This is a genomic window from Paenibacillus monticola, assembly GCF_009664975.1.
GTDB lineage: Bacteria > Bacillota > Bacilli > Paenibacillales > Paenibacillaceae > Paenibacillus_AQ > Paenibacillus_AQ monticola.
The window spans coordinates 148719-170926 of sequence record NZ_WJXB01000015.1 but is presented as its reverse complement, the minus strand read 5'-3'; the positions used below and the strand labels follow the sequence as shown (position 1 = coordinate 170926).

Genomic DNA, 22208 nt, shown 5'->3' with positions numbered 1-22208 from the left:
AACCAGCGGTGAAGGTCCAATCAAGCAAAGAATTTAAACTGCAGCGGGAAGTGGAGTACGGAACGCCAGAGCAGAACAAGGCCGTGAAGGAAATTGTGGCCGCTATCAAAAAAGAAGGGGACACGGCGCTTCTCCGCTACACTGAGCGTTTCGATGGTGCTCTGCTGGAGCCGGGACAGCTAAGGGTCACTCCAGAAGAGCTCCAGGCCGCATATAGCAAGGTAGAGGAGTCTTTCGTATTGGCTATCCGTGCGGCGGCAGCCAATATCCGTGCTTTCCATGCCAGACAGAAACGCAATTCCTGGATGGATATGCAGCCGGATGGCACGATTCTGGGACAGATCATTCGACCCTTGAAGCGGGTTGGCGTATACGTTCCCGGTGGTAAGGCGGCGTATCCCTCCTCTGTGTTAATGAATGTGATTCCGGCCCAGATCGCCGGTGTACCGGAGATTGTTATGGTGACACCGCCATCAACTGGCGGTACGGAAGGGATTGACCCTTACATTCTCGTTGCCGCAGCGGAAGCAGGCGTGAACGAAATGTACCGCGTTGGCGGAGCACAGGCGATCGCGGCTCTGGCCTTTGGGACAGAGAGCATAGCACCTGTTGATAAAATATGCGGACCAGGCAACATATACGTCGCGCTAGCTAAACGCGAGGTCTATGGAGTCGTCGATATCGACAGCATTGCCGGACCCAGCGAGATTGTTGTGCTGGCCGATGACACGGCAATTCCATCCTATGTTGCGGCTGACTTGCTCTCCCAGGCCGAGCATGACGAGATGGCTTCCGCTATTCTTGTCACACCTTCGCAGAGTCTGGCGGACGCTGTAGCGGCTGAGGTAGAGCTGCAGCTTCAGCTATTGCCGCGTCAGGCCATCGCCCGCGCTTCCGTAGAGAATTACGGGGCAATCATCGTCGTGGAATCTATGGAGGAAGGCATCAGCGTAGTAAACAGGTTGGCGCCAGAACATCTTGAGATTGTTACCCTAGACCCGATGAGCCTTGTAGGCAGCATTGAGAATGCCGGAGCGATATTCCTTGGAGCCTACAGCTCGGAGCCAGTTGGTGATTATTTTGCCGGACCGAACCACATTATACCGACTAATGGTACAGCGCGCTTCTCCTCACCGGTGGACGTGGATGATTTTATTAAGAAATCAAGTCTGATCTATTACAGCAAGGAAGCACTATTGCGTGATGGGAAGACCATTATAGAGCTGGCACGCCGCGAGGGTCTGGAAGGCCACGCACGGGCCATAGAGATTAGGCTGGAGAACGAAGAGAAAGGTGGAGATGGTAATGGAGAACAATAATGAAGAATTTATACGCCAGGCCAGAGTGAACCGCAAAACGAATGAGACCGATATCAAGCTTACTCTCTCTGTAGACGGAACTGGAGTTTCAGAGTTGGAGACGGATATTCCTTTCCTGAATCATATGCTGGACCTGTTCACGAAGCACGGTCAGTTCGATTTGAACCTACAGGCACGCGGCGACATCGAGATTGATGATCATCACACGGTTGAGGATATCGGCATTTGTCTAGGGCATGCGCTGCGTGAATCACTGGGTGATAAAAAAGGAATTAAGCGCTATGCAAGTGTATTTGTTCCCATGGATGAAGCGTTAGCACAGGTGATCATTGATATCAGCAACCGACCTCATTTTGAATATCGGGCTACGTATCCTTCACAGCAGGTGGGCAGTTTCTCTACAGAGCTTGTGCATGAATTTCTGTGGAAATTCGCGCTGGAAGCACGGATTACACTGCATGTTATCGTACATTACGGCTCCAACACACATCATATGATTGAAGCGATCTTTAAAGCGCTTGGACGTGCGCTGGACGAAGCGACACTGATTGATCCTCGGGTAAAGGGTGTGCCTTCTACGAAGGGAGTGCTGTAGCATGAGCGTCGCAATCGTCGATTATGGCATGGGCAATCTGCATAGTGTCAGCAAGGCGGTGGAGCGCCTCGGCTATGAAAGTCTGGTGACGGGTGATGCTGAGCGTATACTAGCTGCCGATAGCGTCATTCTGCCGGGTGTGGGTGCATTCGGCGATGCGATGGAGCAGTTGCGAGCGAGCGGCTTGGACGTAGTCGTTCGGCAGGCCGCTGCCACGGGACAGCCAGTACTCGGTATTTGTCTGGGGATGCAGCTGCTGTTCAGCAGCGGTGAAGAGTATGGTACACATACGGGACTGGACATGCTGCCAGGTTCGGTGGTGCGCTTTGCACCTAGAGACGGCTATAAGGTGCCGCATATGGGCTGGAACAAGCTGATCTTTCAGCAGCCGGACAGTCCACTGCTGAAAGGGCTTGTAGAGGGGCATGTATATTTTGTTCACTCCTATCACGTGCTCGTAGAGCGGGAGAGCGATCTCCTAGCTGTCACGGAGTATGGACACCCGGTAACAGCAATAGTTGGACAAGGCAACGTGTTCGGCATGCAGTTCCATCCCGAGAAAAGTGGGGAGCTGGGCATGCAGCTGCTAAGTAATTTTTTGAAACTTAAGAGAGAATCGGCGTAAGCCGCGTTATAAATATGTAGTAACGAAAGCGGGGAGCGCCACATGTCATCTTTTATTGTATATCCGGCGATTGATATCCGGGATGGGAAATGCGTCAGATTAATGCAAGGGGATTACGATCAGGAAACCATTTACAATGACAGTCCGCTGATGGTGGCTCGTTCATGGGAAGAGCAGGGTGGAGCCTTCATTCATCTGGTTGATCTGGATGGTGCCAAGGCTGGTTATCCCGTCAATGATGCTATTATCGGTGCTATTGCTGCGAACGCAAATGTTCCGGTTCAGGTTGGAGGCGGCCTCCGTACACTAGCTGATGTAGAGAAGCTGCTGGGACTGGGTGTAAGCCGGGTCATTATTGGGACTGCAGCCATCAATGACCATGAATTCACGGAAGCCGTGCTGGCCAAATACGGTGACAAAGTAGCCATCGGCATTGATGCTCGGAACGGTTACGTAGCTACACATGGCTGGTTGAACACCTCGGAGATCCGGGCAGAAGACCTTGCGAAGGAGCTGGCGGCAAAAGGTGCGGAAACGTTCATCTACACCGACATTTCCCGCGATGGTATGATGCAAGGGCCAAACGTTGAGGGCATCCTGTCGATGGCCAAAACCAGCGGCAAAACCGTAATCGCCTCCGGCGGCGTAACTAGCCTGGACGACCTGCTGCGCCTGAACATACATAGCAGCAGTGGTATCGGCGGTGCTATTGTCGGCAAAGCCTTATATACCGGTAATATAAAACTAGGCGAGGCGCTGCGGGCGCTGGGCCAATTGTAGAGTTAGCACACGGTGTTCAGTCTTCATTTTTTTCACAGGCGGTGCAAAGCCGCCGTCCCGTCAGGGGTAATAACCGTGGAACACGAGTGTTTTGCTTTTGCTTTTGTTTTTGGTTTTGGGTTGCCCTTACAGGTGCACAACCGTCGAAGCGCCCCGTAGGGGTTAGCGATCATTAGCACATCGTTACCAAGGAGCGCCCAAGTTCCACCCACGACAAATATCCGGGTGTCCAGAGGGCCGGGGCCCTTGGGGTCCCCCTTGGCTAAGGGGGATTTAGGGGGATCGAAAAAGGTTTTAAGGTCAAAACCCACGGAAAGGAGCCCATTATTATGCTAGCAAAACGTATCATACCCTGTCTGGATGTTAAGGACGGTCGTGTCGTCAAGGGTGTTAATTTTGTGAATCTGCGTGATGCCGGAGACCCGGTAGAACTGGCGGCGCTGTATGACCACGAAGGGGCAGACGAGCTTGTCTTCCTGGATATCTCTGCCTCGGTGGAAGGCCGCGCTACAATGGTTGAAGTAGTACGGCAGACAGCGGGTGAAATTGCGATTCCGTTCACGGTTGGTGGAGGGATATCGACTCCCGAGGATATGAAGCGGATCTTACGTGCGGGAGCAGATAAAATAGGGATTAACACAGCGGCGATTAACAATCCGCAGCTTATCCTGGAGGGGGCCCGCCGTTTTGGCTCCCAGTGTATTGTGGTGGCGATTGATGCCAAATATAATGAAGCATTCGGCGAATGGGAAGTGTATACCCATGGCGGACGAAAGCCGACCGGTATCCGTGCATTGACCTGGGCCAAAGAAGCTGAAAGGCTGGGTGCAGGCGAGATTCTGCTCACCAGCATGGATGCCGATGGGACGAAGGACGGTTTTGATCTGGCGCTGACTTCGGCAGTCTGCGACTTGCTTAGTATTCCTGTTATTGCCTCCGGCGGAGCAGGCCAGATAGAGCATTTTTACGATGTATTTACGAAAGGAAAGGCGGATGCCGGATTAGCGGCGACCATTTTTCATTATAAAGAGATTACCATTAACGATCTAAAGGCAGATTTGAAGCAAAAAGGGGTGGAGATCCGATGAGTCAAGAGCAAGAAAATAGAGCCCTGAGTCAACAAGAGATCGTCGAGGGCATACGGTGGAATGAAGCGGGACTACTGCCTGCTATTGTGCAGGATGAGAATAGTCTGGAAGTATTAATGTTCGCTTATATGAACGAAGAATCGCTACGTCTCTCGCTGGAAAACGGACAGACCTGGTTCTGGAGCCGCTCGCGAAGCGAGTTATGGCATAAAGGCGGTACCTCAGGCAATACACAGGCTATTACTTCCATACATTATGATTGTGATACGGATACGCTGCTCGTGAAGGTTATACCTGAAGGGCCAGCTTGTCATACAGGGGCTACGTCATGTTTCTTTCGTGAGATTCCCTTGCTGAATACTGCAGCAGTTTCTAAAACTGCAAATAAAGCTGAAGTTGACCGTGTTGCAGCCGGTCTTACGGATGGCGATCGCTTCGCTGTATTGGGTGAGCTGGAACGTGTCATCGCTGAGCGCGAGGCCGACCGTCCGGAAGGCGCGTATACGACTTATCTTTTTGATAAAGGCGTGGATAAGATCTTGAAGAAAGTGGGCGAGGAAGCCTCCGAAACGATCATAGCCGCCAAAAATAAAGACAATGCCGAGCTGCGCCTGGAGGTCAGCGACCTGATCTATCATTTGCTGGTGCTGCTACAGGAACGCAAGCTTCCGCTGGACGAGATTATGCAGGAGCTGAGTGCCCGCCACGAACGGCCACGCCGCGACTAGGAGGAGGCCTCGCATGCATATCGATTATCATACCCACCATGAGCGCTGTGGACATGCCATTGGAAAGCTAGAGGAGTACGTACAGCGCGGAATTGAGCTCGGACTTCAGCAACTGGGGTTGTCCGATCATTTGCCGCTCATTCATGTAGATCCAGCTACGTATTACCCTGAGATGGCCATGCCGCTCTATGAACTGCCTCGTTATGTAGAAGAATGTCTGACGCTTAAGGAACGCTATCGCGGTATTATTGAGCTGCGTGTGGGGCTGGAAGCTGATTATATTGAAGGCTATGAGGAGCAGATTCGTGAGCTGTTATCGCCCTATCCCTGGGATTATCTGATTGGCTCTGTTCACTTTCTTGGTGAGTGGGATATTACGGATTACCGGCAGGTTCATGGCTGGGAAGGCAAAGATGTTATGGAAGTCTATCGGCGTTATTACGATGCCGTACAGAAGTCGGCGTTATCCGGATTATATGATATTATAGGACATATGGATGTTATCAAACGTTTTGGCTATGGTCCGCAGACACCCGAGGGTAAAGCTGAGGTCAATAAGCTGGAGCTTGAGACTCTGCAGGCTATAGCTGACAGCGGCATCGCCATGGAGCTAAATGCTTCAGGACTGTCCAAGCCATGTGCAGAGATGTTCCCGGCGGAACATGTATTACAGGATGCGCTAACGCTTGGAATCCCACTTACACTTGGTTCAGATGCCCATGACCCGCTTAAGCTGGGTGAGGGTCTGCAGGAGGCTCGCAGGTTGCTCTGGCATACAGGCTTTCGTGAATTGGCCATATTTGAAGGCCGCCGGCGGTCATCCGTTTCATTTGAACTATAAATTATATCCCGCAGGAGGGCGCTATGCATCATCATCAATTGCGTATTTTTTCCGGTTCGTCGAATCCAAAGTTGGCTGCTGATATTGCGGAACGGCTTGGTGTGGAATTGGGCCAGATTAAACTGACCCGGTTCATGAGCGGCGAGATTTACGTGCACTACGAAGAGAGCATCCGGAACTGCGACGTATTTTTGGTGCAATCCCTCTCCCACCCCATTAATGAGCTATTCGTAGAACTGCTTGTTATGATCGATGCCGCAAAACGTGCATCAGCCCGTACAGTCAATATTATTATTCCTTATTATGGTTATGCTCGGCAGGAGCGTAAATCTGCGCCGCGCGAACCCATTTCGGCGAAAATGGTCGCTGATGTGCTTACAACAGCAGGCGCAAGCCGGATCATTACCATCGATCTGCATGCTGCAGCGATTCAGGGTTTCTTTAATATTCCGGTCGATCATTTGACGGCTTTAGATCTGATCAGCGGATATTTGAAGGTGCAGGGAATTACTAATCCTGTAATTGTCTCACCTGATGCTGGACGTGCATCCATGGCTGAGAAGCTTGCGAGCAAGCTTGATTCACCTTTTGCTATTATGATCAAAAAGCGGCCAGCCCACAATGAATCTGTAATCACGCATGTGATTGGTGATGTGGAGGGACGTACCCCTATTATTATTGAGGACTTAATCGATACAGGCACGACGATTGTAAACGTGGTAGAGGGTCTGAAGGAAAGAGGCGCGAAGAATAGTATTATCTGTGCTACTCATGGACTATTCTCTGGACCTGCGCTGGAAAAGATGAATCACCCCTACATTCAGGAAGTGATTGTAACTGACTCTATAGCCTTGCCGGATGATCATTCGAGCCGGTTCACCGTTTTGTCTGTTGCGCCGATGCTGGCTGAGACGACACGTATCATTATCGAAGGCGGTTCGATTGACAAACTATTCAGAGACGCGGGAATTTAGTTTCCGCGTCTTTTTTGTTTCCAGAATGTTTATCTTGCATGCCTTTCTCTTTCTAGTTTTTCTGCGCAACGACTAAGTTCCCAACTTGAGAATCCCCCTATCACATGTGGTATACTGTGTGAAGAACAGCCGGACCCTAAAGGGTAACGGAGAACAATTAAGTTCGGAGCTCCGGTGTGCCACATGGCGCCGCCCTCCTGTTTTTCGTGAGGATAAGCAAGTTTACAAGGGAGGTGTCTTGCTTCCATGATTGAGAAAACTTCAGAGAACGATGTGAATAACGGCAATGTAATTCCCGTCACTCTGGATGCCAATTTTTTCTTTGAAAGAGCCGTCCGGTCACTGGACCGCTTTCAATATGATAAGGCATTAAAGAATTTCCGCAAAGCAGTAGAATATGAACCGGAGAATCCAGTCAATCATTGTAACATAGCAGGTGTCTTGTCAGAGATGGGGGATTATGAAGCCTCTAACGAGATTTTGACCCATGTTCTGGAGAATATTGATCCTGCAATGACGGAATGCCATTTCTATATGGCTAATAACTTCGCTAATATGGAAAGCTTTGAAGAGGCGGAACGTTCGCTGGTTACGTATCTTGAAGAAGATGCTAACGGTGAGTTTCTGGCTGAGTCAGAGGAACTGATGGAATTGCTGCAGTATGAGCTTGATCGTCCCGCTCCACTGATCCGGATTAAGAGCCGGGAAGGTGTAATAGAGCATGAACGGGCCCGAACTCTTCTAGAGGAAGGGAAGTTTACACAAGCCATCAATCTGCTTGAGGAAATCGTTACGAACACACCGGACTTTTTGGCGGCGCATAATAATCTGGCTCTTGCATATTTCTATATGGGTCGTTTCACCAAAGCTAAGGAGTGTATTATGGAGGTGCTGAAGCAGGATTCTGGAAACCTGCATGCACTGTGTAATATGGCGATTTTTCTGCAATATGAAGCTGGACGGGAGCAATTGGACAAATTGCTGCTTATGCTTGAAGCGATCGTTCCTTTTCATCAGGAGCATGTGTTTAAGCTGGCTACGACGATGGGGATTCTGGGACGTCATAGAATTGCCTATGGTCATTTTCGCCGTCTATTGAAGGATGAAGAGGTCGGCGGAGACGCGGCGCTTTATCACTATTGTGCGGCTGCGGCCAGTAACAGTGGGCTGTATACTGAGGCCCGGCGCTGCTGGCAGCAAGCGATTAAGCTGGACCCGGAGTCGGTCGTTCCACGCTTTTTCTTGGCACAGCTGCAGCAAGCACAGGGAGATGGCAAAACGCTGCCACCAATCAGTTACAACTACCAGTTGCCTTTTCAAGAGCAGTTAAAGCTGTGGAAGGATAATAAAGGCAGCTTCACGGAAGAAGTGGCTAATAATCCTTTGCTGCGTTCCTCGTTCTTCTGGGCTCTGCGTTACGGGGATGCTAACACGAAGCTGCAGGTTACAGAAGCTCTCCGGTGGATCGAAGATGAAGAGATGTCCGAAATTCTGCAGGGACTTTTGGAACAGCAGCCTCTACAGGAGGATAAGTTGCAGGAGGCAGCGCTACTCAGTCTGCAGCGTCTAATCGGCAGTGGCTCCGAAGAGGCGATTCCGCTTATGGAAGAGAAGGAAGCCTCTGTTCTGCGACATAAAGGACAGCCGGAATGGAAAGAGGACTGGCAAAGAGTGATCGATCAGACGCTTGGTATGATGGATCGGAGGTACGATGCAGCCCAGAAGAAGGACGCTGAACTGCTGTGGAAGCAGTTTGTGAGCAGCCTTTATCCGGATGTTCCCTTTATCCGCCATGCCGGAGGCTGGTGTGCCGCATTGGAGTACTTAACGGCCAAGCTGCACCGTCAGCCGGTCACGTACCGTGAAGTGGCTCAGCGTTATGGTGTTTCCACCTCGATGGTAAGCCGTTATGCTAGGCGGATCGATGATGAATGCCAGATTCAGGATAATATGAACAACAGCTTGTCTCCGTTTACCGAAAATATATAAAGACTAAGTGATGATCACCCATATGAATGCTGAATCGAGTTTCTCTTATCTTGATGTTATTCCAAAATAAACCCTATCCTATAGGAGGCCACTGTTATGTACAAAACGATTGTAATCGGAACAGGTCCGGCTGGGCTGACAGCTGCTATCTATTTGGCACGTGCCAATCTAAGCCCATTGGTGATTGAAGGTTTACAGCCGGGTGGACAACTGACAACGACGACAGAAGTGGAGAATTTCCCGGGCTTTCCGGATGGGATTCTTGGCCCAGATCTGATGGACAGTATGCGCAAACAGGCGGAACGTTTTGGTGCTGAATTTAAGAGTGGCTGGGTGGATTCAGTGGATTTCTCTGAGCGTCCATTTAAAGTAACAGTGGATGGACTCGGTGTGCTTGAAGCGGAGTCAGTGATTATCTCAACCGGTGCTTCTGCCCGATATTTAGGAATACCGGGTGAACAAGAGAACGTAGGACGTGGAGTCAGCACCTGTGCGACTTGCGACGGATTCTTCTTCCGCGGCAAAAAAATTGTCGTGGTTGGAGGAGGCGACTCCGCAATGGAGGAAGCTAGCTTCCTGACAAGGTTCGCTTCCAGCGTTACCTTGGTTCATCGCCGTCCGGAACTGCGTGCTTCGAAGATCATGCAGGACCGCGCGCGCGGTAACAGCAAGGTAGTTTGGGCGCTAGACCGCACACCGCTTGAGGTGACCACTGACGATAAGGGTGTTAAAGGGCTGACAGTTCATAACAATGTGACAGGCCAGAATGAGCTAGTTGAAGCAGATGGTGTATTTGTCGCTATTGGGCATACGCCGAACACGTCTTTTTTGGAGGGACAAATTACCACTGATGCTAATGGTTACATCGTGGTAACTCCCGGCACCACAGAGACGAATATTCCAGGTATATTCGCTTGCGGCGATGTGCAGGACACTCGATATCGTCAGGCCATTTCCGCAGCAGGTACAGGTTGCATGGCGGCTATGGATGCCGAGAAATACCTTGAGGGTACAATGGTACATGACTGGAGCGAATCACTCGATAAATAGTTCGGTTTTGAAAATTTAATAAGCCGTGAATCCTTTAACTTAAGGAATCACGGCTTATTTTTTGTCGTGGGAAATTTAAACGGGTACCTAAATTGCACGCAGTCTTCTCACAAGTTGATGAGATCCTATGTAACTTTTTTAAGTTTGTGACTGGAATCACAATGATCCTATTTGGCCTATGCTAATCTGTTGTTGAGAAGAGTTCTCAATAAGGAGTGGCGCACATGGAAAAAGTGCTGAAGATGGATGAATCCATATTTGATTTGGTGGATCGGCATCCTGAAGTGATCGATATTATGGTGGAACTGGGTTTTCACGATATTGTAAAGCCCGGTATGCTTCAGACCGCAGGCCGCTTCATGACCTTATCCAAAGGCTTCAAGCTGAAGAAAATAGACAAGGATACCGCCAGGCTGACTTTTCAACAACACGGCTTCAAGGTACTTGAATAGAGCAACGTATTTACAAGACTTCGACAAGAGGAGAAATTATAATGAGCGAACTGATAAATAACCGTGAGGTTGATGTACCAGAACAAACACGCCGTCAGGCTATGCTGAGAGAGATTATTAAGGAACTGCATGCAGGTAAAAGTGTAGAAGAAGTAAAGGCGCGGTTTGCAGAGGCTGTAGGAGATGTAACAGTAGCGGAAATCTCTGCTATGGAGCATTCCCTAATGACAGAAGAGGGTATCCCCGTTGAGGAGGTGCAACGCCTTTGCTCGGTGCACACAGCAATCTTCAAAGGTTCAATTGAGGCCATTCACCGTTCCAGCACACCAGAAGAACAGCCGGGTCACCCTGTGCACACCTTTAAGCTTGAGAACCGCGAAATCGAACGGCTGGTCAATTTCCGTCTCGAACTGCACGCGGATAAGTTCCAGAAGAACGCTAGTGAGGAGATTATTTTTAAGCTACTGGAAGATTTGAGCCTGCTGCTGGACCTCGATAAGCACTATAGCCGCAAAGAAAATCTGGTATTCCCTTATCTAGAGAAATACGGTATCTACGGACCGACTAAAGTGATGTGGGGCGTCGATGATAACATTCGCAACATGATAAAAGGGGCCAAGACGCTTCTGAGTAATTATCAAGGAGAACAAGCAGAGATAAATGATGCGCTTGCGCTTATCATTACAGAAGTGAACGAGATGATCTTTAAGGAAGAGAATATTCTTCTACCTATGGCGCTGGATAAGCTAACAGAGGATGAATGGGTCAAAATCGCACGTGAAAGTGATGAGATAGGTTTCTGTTTGACCGCACCGGAGCAGGAATGGATTCCGGTGCGTGTCGCCGAACCAGAAGGTGCGACTTCAGGGGATCAGAAGGAAGAATCCGAAGAAACAGAAGCAGCACCACAAGGCTTTATTCGCTTTGAGACGGGGCTTCTCTCCATGCAACAGCTGGAGGCAGTTATGAATCATCTACCAGTTGATCTAACCTTTATTGATGAGAATGATGTTGTTCGTTATTTCTCCCACGGCAAAGAGCGTATTTTTGCCCGGACCAAAGCCGTCATTGGCCGCACAGTCCAGAACTGTCACCCGCCGCAAAGTGTACATGTTGTAGAGAAGCTGCTGGAGGATTTCAAGGCCGGACGCAAGGATGCAGAGGACTTCTGGATTGCGATGAAGGATAAATTTATCTATATTCGTTACTTTGCTGTACGGGATGAGGCAGGCCGCTATATGGGCACCTTGGAATTTACGCAGAATATTGCTCCGATCCGTGCGCTAGAAGGACAGAAACGTATTTTGTCGGATTAACACTATTTATATCAACTGTGTCTTCTTAGCAAATCTCTTAAATTTTTCAAAAGGACTCTCTTACTCAGCGTAGGGGAGTTTTTGATGTACGAGAGGGACAAGATTTATTCAATGCAGTAGAGATATGCCCGGGTGTATCGTCTATCCTTGACCGCAGGGAGGGGTTCTATTATAGTGGATACGTACGATTAACTATTTTAGCATAGAAAAAGGTGGCTTGTTACATGTCTGAAAATATCTACGTTGGCGTGGATTTGGGTGGAACCACAATAAAGGTTGGGATCTGCAATGCCGAGGGACAACTGCTGCATACTTACGAAGGACCTACAGGAACCCAAGATGGCGTCGATACCGTCATCGATAATATCGAGAAGTATGTGCGTCAAATCGTGGAGGATTCTCCATACTCTTGGGAACAGCTGGCTGGTGTAGGGGCGGGCTTGGCTGGGTTCACAAATATCCGTGAAGGAATTATTATTCTTGCGCCTAACATAGGATTTAGAGACGTACCGATTCGTTCCATTCTGGAGGGTCGATTAAACAAGCCTGTCAAAATAGACAATGACGCCAATGTGGCGGCACTAGGTGAAGCATGGAGTGGTGCAGGGCGCGGCGTAGAGAATTGCGTCTGCTACACCTTGGGAACTGGCGTTGGTGGTGGAATTATAATTAACGGTAAAATCTATCAGGGCTTTGCCGGTCTAGCCGGTGAATTGGGGCATATTACTGTAGTGCCGGATTTGGAAGCCATCCAGTGCGGCTGTGGCAACATGGGCTGTTTGGAAACCGTTTCCTCCGCTACCGGGATTATCCGCATGGCAAATGATGCTGTAGGGCGCGGCGACCGTACCTCTCTCTCATCCGTAGAGAAGATTGCTGCAAAAGAAGTGTTCGATGCGGCGAAGGCGGGCGATGAAGTGGCGATTCGTATCATCAACCGGGCAGCGTTCTATCTGGGTAAATCGATGGCTGCAGTCGCTGCAGTACTTAATCCTGAGGTATTCATCGTTGGCGGAGGCGTATCCAAAGCTGGCGATATTCTATTTAATGAAGTTCGTCGCGTGTTTGCCAAGCTAACACCGGCTCCGCTTCAGACGGGTGTTACAATTATTCCTGCAGAGCTCGGCAATGATGCTGGTATTGTTGGTGCTGCTGGCCTGCTGATACGTTCTTAACAGGCAGAAATTATTCATATACTATAACCTAGGGAGGGGATGCTTTGATGACCGAATTGGAGGGTACTCCTTCGGCTGGGGCCACCCTGATCATTATTACGGGAATGTCAGGCGCGGGGAAGACTATTGCTGTGCAGAGTCTAGAGGATCTTGGTTTCTTCTGTGTAGATAATCTGCCGCCAGTACTCATTCCCAAGTTCGCAGAGTTGATTGAGCAATCAAAGGGTAAGATTGCTAAGGTAGCCCTTGTAATTGACCTTCGGGGACGGGAGTTCTTCACCGCCCTAGCGGAATCACTTGCCTACATCAAGGATGAGTCTACGATTGGTTGTGAAATTCTTTTCTTGGATGCTACGGATTCTGTGCTTGTCCAACGCTACAAGGAAAGTCGGCGACATCATCCGCTTGCACCCAAAGGGATGCCGCTTGACGGCATCCGTCTGGAACGCAAAATGCTTGAGGATTTGAAGGATTCGGCTACCCTGTGTCTGGATACAAGCAGCATGAAGCCAGCGCAGCTTAAGGAGAAGATTGTATCCCGGTTTTCCCATCTTGGAAAAAGCACGCTCTCCGTCAACATTACTTCGTTCGGATTCAAGTATGGTATTCCCATTGATGCTGACCTCGTGTTCGATGTCCGTTTTTTGCCTAATCCGCACTATGTGGATCACCTGCGGCCCAAAACAGGCCAGGATATCGATGTCTATGATTATGTAATGAAATGGCCCGAGACGCAGGTATTCCTGACCAAACTGTTAGATATGCTTCATTTTCTTATTCCTCAATATCGTAAAGAAGGCAAATCCCAGATTATAATCGGTATTGGCTGCACTGGCGGCAAACACCGGTCTGTAGCTATTTCTGAATACTTGGGTAAAATGCTAGGCGTCAGCGAGACGGAATCTGTAACAGTCAGTCACCGGGATTCCGAGCGTGATCGGCACTAACGAGAGAAGGGGTCAATAGTGGCTGAAGAACAAATTCCGCGCCCGCGTATCGTCGTTATGGGCGGAGGTACCGGGCTATCTGTCATGCTTCGGGGCTTAAAAGAAAAGCCGCTGGACATCACAGCTATAGTTACTGTTGCAGATGATGGGGGCAGCTCCGGCATTCTGCGCAGTGAACTGCAAATGCCGCCACCAGGCGATATCCGCAACGTACTCACAGCTATGGCGGATGTAGAGCCATTAATGGCGGAAATCATGAGATATCGTTTTAGCAACGGCGGTGAAGGACTGGCAGGCCATAGTCTTGGCAATCTGATCCTCGCTGCACTTACAGATATATCCGGTGATTTTGTCACCGCTGTCCGGGAACTCAGCCGTCTATTTGCTGTTCGCGGCCGGGTGCTACCAGCGGCTGGAGAAGCCGTAGTCCTGCACGCTGAAATGGCAGACGGCACCATTATTACCGGTGAGTCTAAGATTCCAGAGGCAGGCGGCGTCATTAAGCGTGTGTTTTTGGAGCCGGCAGATGTGGAACCGCTGCCTGAAGCACTTGAGGCTATCCAGAAGGCAGATGCAATCCTGCTGGGTCCAGGAAGTCTATACACCAGTATCCTTCCGAACCTGCTAGTGCCCAAGCTGGCCGAGGCCGTAGTGTCCTCCAATGCCATCAAGATTTTTGTCTGCAACGTAATGACTCAACCCGGTGAAACGGATAATTATACGGTGAGTGATCACCTTCAGGCTGTATACGATCATATTGGGCTGCATTTGTTCGATTATGTAATTGTTAACGATGGTGAAATCCCGGAACAAGTACAGAGTAAATATGCGGAGAAGGGCGCTCGCCCGGTGGTGCTGGATCAGGAAGCGCTGGATGGCAATGGGTATAAGGTGATAGCTGATAAACTAGTGTTATTTCGTACTTATTTAAGGCATGATACGGATAAGCTTAGTCATCACATTTATCAGCTTGTACAGGACTGGATATCAAGATTACCCCACAGGGAGTAATATCAAGAAAGAGGTGAGACCCTTGTCTTTTGCGGCCCTTACCAAAAAAGAACTGACGATGGTAGAGAGCCAGCCTTGCTGTGAGAAGGCCGAAATGTCAGCACTGATCCGGATGAACGGATCTGTGCAGCTTTCAAGCAAAAAGGTTGTTCTCGACATTTCGACAGAGAACGCCGCGATTGCAAGGCGGGTATATTCTTTACTTAAGAAATATTACCAGGTTCACATTGAGCTACTTGTGCGTAAAAAAATGCGGTTGAAGAAGAATAACGTTTATATCGTCCGGATTCCGACTCGCGTACAGGAGATACTAAATGATCTCCGAATCGTTTCCGAGGGCTTTAATTTCACGGATGGTATCGATAACGAGATTGTTGGCAAGAACTGCTGCAAACGTGCATACTTGCGCGGCGCTTTCATGGCGGGTGGCTCAGTTAACAACCCCGAGGGTTCCTCCTATCATCTAGAGATATCCTCTATGTATGAGGAGCACTGTAAGGCGCTTGTAGATCTGGCAGGTGAGTTTCACCTGAATGCTCGGTGTATCGAGCGTAAGAAGGGTTTTATTCTATACATTAAGGAAGGCGAAAAGATCATTGAGTTCTTAAGTCTTATTGGGGCGCATCAGGCGTTGTTCAAGTTTGAGGATGTGCGCATCATGCGCGACATGCGGAATTCGGTTAACCGTCTCGTTAACTGTGAAACCGCGAATTTGAACAAGACGATTAGTGCGGCAGTGCGGCAGATTGAGAATATCAAGCTGTTGCAGAGGGAGGTGGGACTGGACACCTTGCCGGATAAACTGCGGGAAGTCGCAGAAGTCAGGTTGGCCAATCCGGATATCAACCTTAAAGAAGTTGGAGAAATGCTGAGAGGTACGGTCAGCAAATCAGGGGTAAACCACCGACTGCGCAAAATTGATGAACTGGCGGACAAGGTGCGGGGTAGCTGATTTATTTTTGTTCTAGTGTGGATTAAGTTATAATGATATAATATTATAAAATTTAATGTGAAAATTTTTGGGCAGATCTCAAATAGGGGGTAAGCGTTTCATGACAAAGCACCCGGTAGTTGTACGGTTAAAGACGGGGCTCCATGCACGGCCGGCAGCATTGTTTGTGCAAGAAGCTAACAAGTTTTCGTCGGAGATTTTCGTGGAAAAAGACGATAAAAAAGTAAACGCCAAAAGCATCATGGGTATTATGAGCCTGGCGATCAGTTCCGGCACGGAGATTTATATTAGCGCGGATGGCGCCGATGCAGACCAAGCTGTAACCGCTTTGACAAGTCTCGTTAGCAAGGAAGAGCTTGAGAACCAGTAATTTTTGTAAAGCCTTTCTTTTTCGTAATGACCAAAAGCCCCTTGTGGGCTTTTTTTCATACAACCACATGATTTCGAAGCAGCTTTGTACGAAGTAAATCAGTTGTAGGAGGATAAAATGCACACAAAAGTGATCTTAATGCAGCCGAGTGTAGACCTGGAAGAGCTTTATTTGCCATTCTATGAAGAATGGAAAGAAAGTGGAGAGGATATGATCCCATGGGTGATTGGCAGGGACCCCTCTGATTTCGCAGCAATGGTCCAATATTTACGGGATAACGAGCAAGCTGCAAATATTCCCGAGGGCTGGGTGCCAAGCACTACCTATTGGTTAGTTACCGCGGATACAACCAGTGTAGTGGGTGCGGTCAATATCAGACATCGCCTGAACGAGAAGCTGTTATATAGCGGTGGGCATATCGGATATGGCATCCGTCCTTCCGCAAGACAAAAGGGATATGCCAGTGCGTTACTAGGGCAAGCTTTACATAAAACTAAGGAACTAGGAATTGAAAAGGCCCTCGTTGTTTGTGATGCCATAAATATCGCTTCGGAGAAAACCATCCGTAAAAATGGCGGCGTGGAAGATAATTCGTACGTCGAGGAAGATGGCAATGTCATTCACCGATTCTGGATCGAGACCTAACTAGTAATTATACAAAATATTTTTTGTTAATGGGAAAACTATGCAACTTTTGCCAAGCTGTCTCGTCTAGAGGGTACCAAATGATTAAGAGGATGAAAGGGGTTGGCAATCGTGAAGGGATTGGTTAAAACAGTCGGATCGGTGCTGCTTGTGGGAAGCTTATTGATAGGGGGAATGGGTCTGAGCGGGGCATTTCAAGGGCCTGAAAAGGCGTATGCTGAGGATGTGCAAAAAAACATTGTGAGTGTAATCGGTAAAGGTGAGGTGTCCATTAAGCCGGATATCGTGTATTTGTCCATCGGGGTGGATACAACGGCTACAACCGCACAAGAAGCACAGAAAACCAATGGTGCTCTAATCCAGAAGGTGAACACACTGCTGAAGACGACATGGGGCATTGCCGATAAAGACATTCAGAGCACGCAGTTCTCCGTACAGCCGAATTACACGTATTCAGAAAAAGAAGGTCAACAGGTTAAGGGTTACAACGCGCACCATACACTAGTTGTAGCTTATCGCGACTTGACCAAGGTTGGACAATTGCTGGATGCTGCTTCTGCAGCAGGAGCAAATAATATTGGCAATGCGAGTTTCGCTGTAGAAGATCCTTCTACACTTGAAACCCAGGTCATTGAAAAAGCGATGGCCAATGCCGATGTAAAAGCGGCGGCTATCGCCAAGGCAGCTAAACGCAGTTTGGGTCAAGTGGTTACGGTCACCCAAAATGAAGACGGCAATAACCCTGTTTATGCGGCACAGGCTGAGAAACTAATGGGCGCAGCAGATTCTGCTGGCAGCACTTCCGTTGAACCGGGAGAAGTTAAGGTTACAACCCAGCTTAGCGTAACGTATGAATTGAAATAAGCATTCTTTTGAATGCGACTTCTATGTACCGAAATTCTGGAGGTAATCTTCCGCTTAACAGCGGAGGAGTGCCTCTTTTTTTTACAGTGAAGGGGAAATTGTCTCATTATGTTTAAAGAAATGTAATAAGATTCTTGAAATAGCTAATGAAATACTAAGAAACTGTAAGGAGCGTTGTAACAACCGTAGTTCCTTTCTTCTCTATAATGAGAAGGGTGGAATGAGATCGGTAAGTAGATTGTTTCTCCGATATTCTGAATATCATATCAAGTCTATCATCGTACCAGCGGAAGGGGATAATCGTATGAATAACATCAAGAAGAAACAGGCCCGTAGAATCGGTGTGGGCATCATGGCGGCAGGGTTGCTGCTAAGCGGAGGGCTTTTGCCTGCAGGGACCAGTCAGGCTGCAGCGGCAACTGCTACGTCTCCAGTGAAAGCTAGCGATTCTCAGGTTGTACTGAAGGTGAACGGGAGAATCACCCAGCAGACGGGGATTGTCAGTGAGGGGAAAGTATGGGTTCCGGTCACTTTTTTGCGCGATTCGCTCGGAATGCCTCTGAGCTATGATAAGCTGGAGAAAGCCTACACAAACGGTAAAGGGACATCGAAGGTTAAGCTGACGGTAACGGATTACGAGACTTCAATCTCCGTCAATAACTTTTATATTAACGAGTATCAGGCGAAAAACATCAACAACCGGATCTTCGTTCCGTTTGAATTGCTCAGCGATTTCCTGGGGTACAAAGGAGACTGGAGTGCGGCTACAGGTCGGTTGAATATAATCAGCAAACCGCAGAATACGATTATTATAACGACGGAGAGTATTGTCAAAGACCGTAAGGACGCTCCGATCAAGCTGGATTACCCGCAGTTCAGCGGATTGGCGAATGCCAATGCGCAGCAAACGATCAACGACACGATCAAACAGACCTTTACCAAGTTTGCGATGGAAGCGGAGAAGGAGATTGCGAATAAATCTGCAGACGAACGGCCCTATGAATTCGATGGAGGCTATGTGATCACTTACAACGAGGATGGTATTCTGAGCCTAATTACTAACCAGTACAGCTATCTTGGGGGTGCTCACGGCATGACTTACCGCAATGCGTTTACGTTCTCTCTGAAGGATGGAAAACGCCTTTTAATCGGGGATTTGCTGAAGGCCAACCCTAATTATAAGAAAGACCTCAATACCAAGCTGTCCAAGCTGATTAAGGCAGAGGGCGGCTACCTAGGCGGCTTCAACGGACTCAATACAGAGAAGAACTATTATGTGAAGGACGGGAAACTGGTAGTTTTCTTCCAGCTTTATGAATATACAGCCTATGCTTCAGGGTTCCCTCAATATGAGTTTGCCTTCAAGGAATTGCTGCCGGATGGAAGTAGTCCATTCGCTGCCCTTAAATAAGGCGGAGTAAAATGTTGTCTCTCCGCTAATGCGGGCTGGGGACATCACCCCGTTCCCAGATTTACCCGCATTTCATATGCTGAATAGATAAGCTAGCGTATGAACAAGGGGGGAGAGCTGTGAGTTATCAGTATACCGCGATTGGGGACTCCTTGACGACAGGCTTTGGAGCCTTGCCGGGGAATGGTTTCGTTCCAGTATACCGCAGTATGGCAGAGGGGAGGCTTCGTTCTAATGTGGTCTCCACAAACCTGGGAGTCAATGGCTTGACCACAGCTGGGCTGGAGCAGCGTCTACGCGGTAACCCCGTTTACCGTCAAGCACTCCAGGGAGCTGAATTGATAACACTGTCTATTGGAGGCAATGATCTAATCCGTGCAGCTAAATCGACAGCTGGGCAAAGAGATCCATCCAGAGTGCTGCGCAGAGCCTTAGAGGAGTGCAAACAGAACTTTGCTGAAATTATGACTACACTGCAACAGCTGAAATCGGGAAGTCGCGAGCCTTACATCATACGAATTGTGGGTTTATACAACCCATATCCCCAAATGTCTCAAGCAACAGAATGGGTACAGCAATTCAACAGGTATGCCTCGCAGTATAGCAACCGGATCTGTGGCTTTGCCTCTATCTATAGTGAATTCTCCGGAAATGAGCGCGGACTGCTGTCGATTGACCATTTACATCCCAATGGGCGGGGTTATCGCGTCATTGCTGATCGGTTAAACGCGTTAGGTTATGGCATGCTGGGCTGAAACTTAGTGGCTTATACGCAAAACGAAGAGGCTGTCCCCTATCCATATTAATGGTAGGGGACAGCCTCTTCGTTTATATAGATATAGCTTACACGCCGGTAGGCAGTGTTTTCTCAATAACTTTATCGACGATACCATAAGCGGCAGCATCAGCAGCACTCATGAAGTAATCGCGGTCTGTATCTTTCTCAATCTTCTCTAGCGGTTGGCCTGTACGTTCAGCCAGAATACCATTCAGCTTGTCGCGCAGCTTAAGGATACGGCGTGCACGAATTTCGATGTCCGAAGCTTGGCCTTGAGCACCACCGAGAGGCTGATGAATCATAATTTCACTGTTTGGCAACGCGAAACGTTTGCCTTTAGCACCGGCATTTAGCAGGAATGCTCCCATGGAAGCGGCCATACCCACACAGATCGTGGAAACATCCGGTTTGATGTACTGCATTGTATCAAAAATAGCCATACCCGCAGTAATGGATCCGCCTGGGCTGTTCACATATAGGTGAATGTCCTTCTCAGGATCCTCGGCAGCCAGAAACAGCATTTGTGCGATGATGGAATTGGCCACCACGTCATTAACCTCCGTTCCGAGGAAAATGATGCGGTCCTTCAGTAGGCGGGAATAGATGTCATAAGCACGCTCACCGCGGTTGCTCTGTTCTACTACCATAGGAATATAACTCACGTGGAAAACCTCCTTGAAATTAGATATTCGAATGTATTTATTTTTACTATTACCGTGTTAACCACATGATAAACAAATTCAAACAAAAAGTCAAAGAAAGTCAAACTTATAGATAAAAAAAAGAGCCAGCAAGTGGCTCTTTGGTTAAACAGTAGTATAACTGCTGTTAATTGCATGTATAAAGTGTAAAATATGGTGCGCCCGCCAAGAATCGAACTTGGATCTAAGGCTTCGGAGGCCTCCGTCATATCCATTGGACCACGGGCGCAATAGAATTCATTATACTATAATTATAGTGTAAAAGCAATGGAGTAATAATAACGTTCAATGCTTCAGGTGAATAGGACAAGGTATTATGTCTTAGTCCATACCTCGAGAGGCCATTTCATGTTGCTCTGCATGTATAAGATGAAAAGAGGTTGCGAATTCTACTCTCGGAAGACTTGCACTTCGTGTGAAATTTAGTTAGAATGAGGGTGGGACTTAAAAAGTTAGCCCGGGACGTTTTGAGACCATGAACAAGGGAATAGAGTAATAGCAGGAGTGAAAGCATGCGTAACTTATTAGAAATTCAAAAGCAGCTTTTGCCTGATCTCATGGAAACCCTTAAGAGACGGTATACGATTCTTCATCAGATCATGTTGTCCGATATTATTGGCCGTAGAACGCTGGCTGCTTCGCTGGATATGACAGAGCGGGTACTGCGTGCCGAGACAGATCTTCTGAAATCGCAAGGGCTTATAGAGATCGAGAGCGTGGGTATGCGCGTTAGCGATGCCGGGCGCGGACTGCTTGACTTACTGGAGCCGATCGCCAAGAGCCTATTCGGTCTGGATGATCTGGAAGAGAAGATTCGAACAACGTATGGTCTGAACAAAGTAATCGTTGTGCCGGGTGATTGTGAAACATCACCGTTCACAAAACGTGAGCTTGGGCGCGCAGGCGCCAAGGCATTGCTAGGCGAGTTGCGTTCAGACGATACAGTCGCCGTTACGGGTGGTTCGACGCTGGCCGAAATGGCCGATCAGCTGACACCGCCACTATCCCTATACTATAAGAACGCCTGGTTCGTACCGGCGCGCGGCGGTTTGGGAGAAAGCATGGAGATTCAAGCGAACACCATTGCCTCAACAATGGCCAAACGGGTCGGAGCGAATTATAGGCTGCTGCATGTGCCTGATTTGCTTGCTGAGGATGCTTTTCAATCCCTGGCTTTAGACTCCAATATTGGCGAGATTGTACAAATCATCCGCAGTTCGCGTATTATTGTACACGGGATCGGGGATGCCATTGAAATGACCCGACGCCGCAAGCTCGATGAAGCAACAGTCTCCGAGATCCAGGAAGAAGGAGCAGTAGCTGAATCATTTGGCTATTACTTTAATGAAGATGGTGAGGTTGTACACACAATGCTTACCATGGGATTGCGCCTGGAGGATATTATTCGGACAGAAATTGTAGTCGGTATTGCTGGAGGCAAACGCAAGGCCAAAGCTATTCATGCCATGCTGCGTTTTGGGCAGGAGGATATTCTGGTTACGGACGAAGCCGCAGCTGTAGAAATCGGTAAAGAAATCGATCGACATTTACAACTAACCCTATAGATTCCATAATATGGGGAGCGCCGAAGGTCGTT

Annotated in this window: 23 protein-coding genes and 1 tRNA gene; 22 read left to right on the top strand and 2 right to left on the bottom strand. The window is 48.6% G+C overall.

Annotated features, from left to right (window positions below):
• Window positions 1-8 precede the first annotated feature (8 nt).
• From hisD to GJB61_RS27240, 21 genes are all read left to right on the top strand, one after another.
• Window positions 9-1319, top strand: coding sequence for a histidinol dehydrogenase (hisD, locus tag GJB61_RS27340; protein ID WP_338116155.1), 1311 nt, complete (start codon window positions 9-11; stop codon window positions 1317-1319).
• Complete coding sequence (gene hisB, locus GJB61_RS27335; protein WP_420819777.1) at window positions 1300-1914, top strand: imidazoleglycerol-phosphate dehydratase HisB; 615 nt, start codon at window positions 1300-1302, stop codon at window positions 1912-1914. Before hisD ends, hisB begins: the two co-directional genes overlap by 20 nt.
• A gap of 1 nt (window position 1915) precedes the next feature.
• The gene (gene hisH, locus GJB61_RS27330) at window positions 1916-2539 is read left to right on the top strand and encodes an imidazole glycerol phosphate synthase subunit HisH (RefSeq protein WP_154122197.1); all 624 of its coding nucleotides are present in this window, start codon (window positions 1916-1918) and stop codon (window positions 2537-2539) included.
• Between the two features lie 42 nt (window positions 2540-2581).
• Window positions 2582-3319 (top strand): 1-(5-phosphoribosyl)-5-[(5-phosphoribosylamino)methylideneamino]imidazole-4-carboxamide isomerase, encoded by a 738-nt coding sequence (gene hisA / locus GJB61_RS27325; RefSeq protein ID WP_154122196.1) that lies wholly within the window; start codon window positions 2582-2584, stop codon window positions 3317-3319.
• A gap of 329 nt (window positions 3320-3648) precedes the next feature.
• A complete protein-coding gene (hisF, locus tag GJB61_RS27320) occupies window positions 3649-4407 on the top strand; it encodes an imidazole glycerol phosphate synthase subunit HisF (protein ID WP_154122195.1) in 759 nt (252 codons plus the stop codon).
• Window positions 4404-5135 (top strand): bifunctional phosphoribosyl-AMP cyclohydrolase/phosphoribosyl-ATP diphosphatase HisIE, encoded by a 732-nt coding sequence (hisIE, locus tag GJB61_RS27315; protein ID WP_154122194.1) that lies wholly within the window; start codon window positions 4404-4406, stop codon window positions 5133-5135. The genes hisF and hisIE overlap by 4 nt, the downstream gene beginning before the upstream one ends.
• Window positions 5136-5148: 13 nt before the next feature.
• A complete protein-coding gene (gene hisJ, locus GJB61_RS27310; protein ID WP_154122193.1) occupies window positions 5149-5976 on the top strand; it encodes a histidinol-phosphatase HisJ in 828 nt (275 codons plus the stop codon).
• A 23-nt stretch (window positions 5977-5999) separates the two neighbouring features.
• A complete protein-coding gene (locus tag GJB61_RS27305; RefSeq protein ID WP_154122192.1) occupies window positions 6000-6950 on the top strand; it encodes a ribose-phosphate diphosphokinase in 951 nt (316 codons plus the stop codon).
• Between the two features lie 246 nt (window positions 6951-7196).
• Window positions 7197-8939, top strand: coding sequence for a tetratricopeptide repeat protein (locus GJB61_RS27300; protein ID WP_154122191.1), 1743 nt, complete (start codon window positions 7197-7199; stop codon window positions 8937-8939).
• A gap of 96 nt (window positions 8940-9035) precedes the next feature.
• Entirely contained in the window at window positions 9036-9989 is a 954-nt protein-coding gene (gene trxB / locus GJB61_RS27295) for a thioredoxin-disulfide reductase (RefSeq protein ID WP_154122190.1), read from the top strand.
• Window positions 9990-10213: 224 nt separating this feature from the next.
• Window positions 10214-10441 carry a DUF1858 domain-containing protein gene (locus tag GJB61_RS27290; RefSeq protein WP_154122189.1) on the top strand — a complete coding sequence of 76 codons (228 nt, stop codon included), beginning with the start codon at window positions 10214-10216 and terminating at the stop codon, window positions 10439-10441.
• 41 nt (window positions 10442-10482) lie between these two features.
• Window positions 10483-11757, top strand: a complete 1275-nt coding sequence (locus GJB61_RS27285) for a DUF438 domain-containing protein (RefSeq protein WP_154122188.1) — start codon at window positions 10483-10485, stop codon at window positions 11755-11757.
• 224 nt (window positions 11758-11981) lie between these two features.
• Window positions 11982-12932: an ROK family glucokinase gene (locus tag GJB61_RS27280; RefSeq protein ID WP_154122187.1), complete on the top strand. Its 951-nt coding sequence runs from the start codon at window positions 11982-11984 to the stop codon at window positions 12930-12932.
• A gap of 47 nt (window positions 12933-12979) precedes the next feature.
• Window positions 12980-13879 carry an RNase adapter RapZ gene (gene rapZ / locus GJB61_RS27275; protein WP_154122224.1) on the top strand — a complete coding sequence of 300 codons (900 nt, stop codon included), beginning with the start codon at window positions 12980-12982 and terminating at the stop codon, window positions 13877-13879.
• Window positions 13880-13936: 57 nt separating this feature from the next.
• On the top strand, window positions 13937-14890 hold the full coding sequence (locus GJB61_RS27270) for a gluconeogenesis factor YvcK family protein (RefSeq protein WP_154122223.1): 954 nt from the start codon (window positions 13937-13939) through the stop codon (window positions 14888-14890).
• Window positions 14891-14912: 22 nt separating this feature from the next.
• A complete protein-coding gene (gene whiA / locus GJB61_RS27265) occupies window positions 14913-15842 on the top strand; it encodes a DNA-binding protein WhiA (RefSeq protein WP_154122186.1) in 930 nt (309 codons plus the stop codon).
• A 100-nt stretch (window positions 15843-15942) separates the two neighbouring features.
• Window positions 15943-16212: an HPr family phosphocarrier protein gene (locus GJB61_RS27260; protein WP_019914358.1), complete on the top strand. Its 270-nt coding sequence runs from the start codon at window positions 15943-15945 to the stop codon at window positions 16210-16212.
• Between the two features lie 117 nt (window positions 16213-16329).
• Window positions 16330-16857 carry a GNAT family N-acetyltransferase gene (locus GJB61_RS27255; protein ID WP_154122185.1) on the top strand — a complete coding sequence of 176 codons (528 nt, stop codon included), beginning with the start codon at window positions 16330-16332 and terminating at the stop codon, window positions 16855-16857.
• Window positions 16858-16968: 111 nt separating this feature from the next.
• Window positions 16969-17721: an SIMPL domain-containing protein gene (locus tag GJB61_RS27250; RefSeq protein ID WP_338116159.1), complete on the top strand. Its 753-nt coding sequence runs from the start codon at window positions 16969-16971 to the stop codon at window positions 17719-17721.
• Between the two features lie 304 nt (window positions 17722-18025).
• The gene (locus GJB61_RS27245) at window positions 18026-19132 is read left to right on the top strand and encodes a PdaC/SigV domain-containing protein (protein ID WP_195724493.1); all 1107 of its coding nucleotides are present in this window, start codon (window positions 18026-18028) and stop codon (window positions 19130-19132) included.
• 119 nt (window positions 19133-19251) lie between these two features.
• Complete coding sequence (locus tag GJB61_RS27240; RefSeq protein WP_338116154.1) at window positions 19252-19887, top strand: GDSL-type esterase/lipase family protein; 636 nt, start codon at window positions 19252-19254, stop codon at window positions 19885-19887.
• An 88-nt stretch (window positions 19888-19975) separates the two neighbouring features.
• Here GJB61_RS27240 and clpP read toward each other — a convergent pair whose 3' ends face one another.
• Both clpP and GJB61_RS27230 read right to left on the bottom strand, forming a co-directional pair.
• Window positions 19976-20572 carry an ATP-dependent Clp endopeptidase proteolytic subunit ClpP gene (gene clpP / locus GJB61_RS27235; RefSeq protein ID WP_338116153.1) on the bottom strand — a complete coding sequence of 199 codons (597 nt, stop codon included), beginning with the start codon at window positions 20570-20572 and terminating at the stop codon, window positions 19976-19978.
• 193 nt (window positions 20573-20765) lie between these two features.
• Window positions 20766-20840 (bottom strand) — tRNA-Arg (locus tag GJB61_RS27230).
• Between the two features lie 283 nt (window positions 20841-21123).
• Between GJB61_RS27230 and GJB61_RS27225 the strand changes: the two genes are divergently transcribed.
• Entirely contained in the window at window positions 21124-22176 is a 1053-nt protein-coding gene (locus tag GJB61_RS27225; protein ID WP_154122182.1) for a sugar-binding transcriptional regulator, read from the top strand.
• Window positions 22177-22208 lie beyond the last annotated feature (32 nt).